Source organism: Halobacillus sp. BBL2006 (assembly GCF_000786645.1).
GTDB lineage: Bacteria > Bacillota > Bacilli > Bacillales > Halobacillaceae > Halobacillus.
Window position 1 is genome coordinate 1 of sequence record NZ_JRNX01000403.1, and the last position, 4,262, is coordinate 4,262.

Annotated in this window: 4 protein-coding genes; 1 reads left to right on the top strand and 3 read right to left on the bottom strand. The window is 40.1% G+C overall.

What is annotated here, in order from left to right:
• Positions 1-610: 610 nt before the first annotated feature.
• Genes LD39_RS12300 through LD39_RS12310 form a run of 3 tightly spaced genes read right to left on the bottom strand, consistent with a single transcriptional unit; the run spans position 611 to position 2,735 of the window.
• Positions 611-973, bottom strand: coding sequence for a VOC family protein (locus LD39_RS12300; RefSeq protein WP_035546980.1), 363 nt, complete (start codon positions 971-973; stop codon positions 611-613).
• Entirely contained in the window at positions 970-2,007 is a 1,038-nt protein-coding gene (locus LD39_RS12305; protein WP_035546982.1) for an S-adenosylmethionine:tRNA ribosyltransferase-isomerase, read from the bottom strand. Before LD39_RS12305 ends, LD39_RS12300 begins: the two co-directional genes overlap by 4 nt.
• Entirely contained in the window at positions 2,007-2,735 is a 729-nt protein-coding gene (locus LD39_RS12310) for an SDR family NAD(P)-dependent oxidoreductase (protein WP_035546985.1), read from the bottom strand. Before LD39_RS12310 ends, LD39_RS12305 begins: the two co-directional genes overlap by 1 nt.
• Before the next feature lie 252 nt (positions 2,736-2,987).
• Here LD39_RS12310 and LD39_RS12315 point away from each other — a divergent pair.
• Positions 2,988-4,262 (top strand): AMP-binding protein (locus LD39_RS12315; protein ID WP_035546988.1); only part of this gene is annotated, 1,275 nt, incomplete at its 3' end.

Consider the following 4,262-nt stretch of genomic DNA (forward strand, 5'->3'; position numbering starts at 1 on the left):
AATGAACAAAAAAAAGAACACCTCATTGAGTGGTGTTCTCTCTAAAACAACTTAGGTGACCCAACCATAATTGAATCATCCTTGATCCAATATTTAATTCTACCTTTCACTGAAGGATCATTCATTATAGAATTCGTTTCCTCCTGCTTGCAATTACGGTTAAGTCCATTTCGTAATTTTGCTCAATCTTACTTAAAATTTCTTCAACCTCATTTCAAATGAAAAGTTCCTCTGAGTGTACAAGAAGTAAAAGTACACTTTCTTTGGTCAACCATCTTTCTTGTCCTTTCGGTCTTTAAGAAGGGCTATATAAATTTCCTTTACACTGGAATGGTGTTCCCTATTTAAGACCAACGTTAGTGTTCGTTCAGAAACGAACTCTTTTATGGTTGAGCCACCTAAGTTGTTTTCTGTTTGATTACTCTCTATATACCACAATAGCGCATTAACTAACTGGGTAATTTGACCTGATCTTATATCTTTTATCAATTTTTATAATTAAATGCAGTCTGCGAACTTACAAAGAGCTTACTTTCTAACATTTAGAAAAGGGTGAGTTCCTATTTTCACCAAATAAGCAGGGCTTGCTTATTAGAATGAGAGGGAGGGCCTATTGACTCTCCCTGCTTTTTTCCAACAATTCGATTTCTTCACCTGAAGGCCCTCTAAATATAGCTGTGTACCAACCTTTTTCATCTAAACAATAAGGCCCCCAAATAGGTTCAATATCCATGAATCGAAGCTTTTCAATCCAATGTTGAAGATTATTTACTTCCCAACAATAATGAATCGTTGTGTTATGTGCTTTTGGAATTTCGATCAATTCAAGGAGTATATCTTCTTTTTTCATCCATAGTAGTTTTTCTTGTTCAAATATAAATGTATCGATAACTTCAAAACCAAATATCTCTTGATAAAATTGTTTAGCAGCTTCTATATCTTCAGTCTTTATTCCAGTGTGATGCCACTTCATGTTCTTTTCCTAGAAGGGAGAAGCAAATTCATATCCCCAAATTCATGCCATAGATACCCCTTTTGTATGGCTTCGTTGTATCCATTCATAAGGGTAGATTCAGGTAAGAATGATGCGAGCATATCCAAGTGGCTGGCCTCTGGTTCATGAAAGCCAGTCAATAGTCCATCCACCACGGAATGTTTGTGATGGTGGTCTACATATAAGGTTGTGACCCCAGAATGTGCCACGAGTTCACCGTTACAATTAACGGAGGATTCCAATGCACGAACGACAGTAGTTCCTACAGCTATGACCCGATTCCCTTCAGATTTTACGCTTTGAATCATTTTGACTGTATCTTCTGGTACACGGTAGTTTTCGGGGTGGTTTCTCGGGTCAGGCCAACGATTCTTCTCATAGTAGCTCAATCCAGTATGAAGCTGGATGAAGGCAAGCTTTATGCCTTTAGCTTTCAGGCTATTCAGCAGCTTCCAAGTGAATGCTCTGCCAGCAGAAGCCATTTCTACAGATCCAGGTAGAGATCCATAAACCGTTTGATACGCATCTAATGGCCAAGGCTGATCAATATACTCATAGCGAACTGGTTCGCCATAACGATAGAGAAAATCAAGCAATGAGCGGCCACTTTCAGAAAAAGTCAGAGTTACAAGAGGATGTTCAGAACCAGTGCCTGTAATGTAGGCTTTCATTTCGTCTGGTAAAATAATTGCAGCGTTTGCTTGAGTCAGAGGTCCAAGCACCAGCGCCTCCCATTGGTTGGTGGAGATCTCTCTTGAAAGTCGCACCTCGACAGGATTTTTTCCTTGTTTTCCTTTCAAAACAGGGGGGATGGTCCGGCTATTATTTAGGACCAGTATATCCCCGGGGTTGAGATATTGACCAATTTGATTAAATTGGTTATGCAACGGCTTTGGTAAAGATTGATCCAAGACCATCATTCTTACTTGATCACGGCTGCCCCCTTCATATTCTGCGGGGGAGACAGCGTTAAGATTATCAGGGACTTGGAAACGCTCAGGCAGATTACTCATTATTTTCGACTTCCTCCCTTTTCGAACGATTGTGCTTCAAAACGCTGACCGTTGATGTGCTCTGCCTCGCTTGAAGCAAGATAAAGAAAGGCATCGACAACATCTTCAGGGACTGCTAATTCGTAATCACAATCAGGAATGGCTATGTCATGCATCCTTGTATTCATTTCACCTGGGTCTACCAGGTTGATGGTGACTCCTGTATCCTTTAATTCGTCCGCCCATATAGCCGTCAATCCCTCCACACCAAATTTTGATACACTATAAGCTCCCCATCCTTCAATTCCTACTTTCCCGACCTCTGATGTCACATTTATGATAGAACCTTTCTGTCTGACCAGCATGCCTGGTAAGGCTCTTTTTGTTACAAGAAATGGAATGGATGTATTCTTCCTGATTACCTCTTCAAACTGATCGGAAGGATAATCGCCTAGAAGTGTAGGGCCAGGACCAAAGGTTGAAGCATTGTTAATGACCACATCTATTCTTCCAAAAGAACTTTCGATGACGGAAATGAAACGGTCTACATCAGCAGGTTTTGAAGCATCAGCTTGAACACTCACTACGTTTGCTCCTAAGCTTTCCGCTTGTTTTAATACTTTCTCCAGGCCGCTTTTTTCTCTCGAACAAATTCCAAGGTCAAACCCTTTTTTTGCAAAAGCAAGAGTCAATGCCTTTCCGAGTCCCTTGGAAGCTCCTGTTATGATCGCTACTTTACGTGTTTTCATATAAATTCCCCTTTCAAATTTCAATTCATTGATTATATATTTATTTTACGGGGAGGGGAGGTTAATTGAATCGGTGGTTCGAATGAAAGTATTTTCATGAAATAGAAGGAGTCCCGCCTAAGACAATGGTAGTAGAATAGAAAAAAATCTATTGTTGCATAAGCTGTTATAGTAATCTGCCATTGATATAGTACAGTAAAATACTTACAATAAAATATGAAACCGCTTTAATTATAGAAAGGAAGTGTCATAGTGAACGTTCCATTGGTGTTAACAGATTTCTTGGACAGAGCTGTAAACTTGTACGGTGAAAAACCCGCTATTATCGATGATGATCGTGTTTTGAACTATAACGAATTAAACAAGCGAGTGAATCAATTATCACGTGGACTTGAAAGCTTGGGAGTAAAGAAAGGGGATAAGATAGCGTACCTTGCTCCAAATACGACAGAGATGCTTGAAGGATTCTACGGGGTCTTTCAACTTGGTGCTGTGATGACTCCTTTAAACACTCGGTTAAAACCCGCAGATTATCAATTCATCCTTGAGCATAGTGAAAGTAAAGTTTTATTCGTAGATAATGAGCTCTATCCATTAATAGAAGAAATCATTCCTCACTTAAGTTTCCTTGAGCATGTATTCGTACATGGAAAAAACACTAGTAACTTCAATAACTATGAAGATTGGCTCGCAACTTTCTCTGATAAAGCCTTCGAGAGAACAGAGATAGAGGAATCCGATATTGCTTCATTATTATATACGAGCGGCACTACAGGAAATCCGAAGGGAGTATTGCTCAGTCACCGGGCAAATTACCTTCATGCCATGTCCTCAATGCATCATCTGCGTATAACAGACCAAGATCGTTTGTTACACGTTTTACCTATGTTCCACGTAAACGGATGGGGTTCTCCTTTTTACTATACAGCGAATGGAGCAACTCAAATCATGCTGCGAAAAACAGATCCTGAACTTATTCTTGAAAAAATTGAAAAATACGGTGTTTCTGTGCTACATATGGCTCCTACGGTTCTGAATATGGTGATCGAAGCATTTGAAGAGAAACGTCCTATTATTGAGCAAGATGTGCGTGTCGTCATTGCTGGCTCTGCTCCGCCGCCAGCTTTTGTGAGAAAAGTAGAAGAAGACCTGGGCTGGAAGTTCATTCAAGTGTACGGTATGACCGAAATCTCTCCATTGATTACTACTTCTGAATTGCGTTCTATGGATCTTGACCGACCAACAGAAGAAAAATACCGATTAAAAGCAAAAGCAGGATACGCTATGATCGGGAGTAAAGTCAAAGTTGTTGATGAACTGGGAGAGGAAGTAACTCATGACGGAAAAATGATAGGGGAAATCATTACTCGTACTAATAACATGATGGAAGGATATTACAAAAATCCGGAAGCAACGAATGAAACAATACGAGATGGGTGGCTGCACACAGGGGATATGGCCATCGTAGATAAAGGAGGAAACATTGAAATCGTCGACAGGAAAAAAGATGTGATTATCAGTGGCGGG

Coding starts and splice junctions, on each gene's coding strand:
- LD39_RS12310 (WP_035546985.1), bottom strand. CDS start 2,735: ATGAAAACACGTAAAGTAGCGATCATAACAGGAGCTTCCAAGGGACTC.
- LD39_RS12300 (WP_035546980.1), bottom strand. CDS start 973: ATGAAGTGGCATCACACTGGAATAAAGACTGAAGATATAGAAGCTGCT.
- LD39_RS12305 (WP_035546982.1), bottom strand. CDS start 2,007: ATGAGTAATCTGCCTGAGCGTTTCCAAGTCCCTGATAATCTTAACGCT.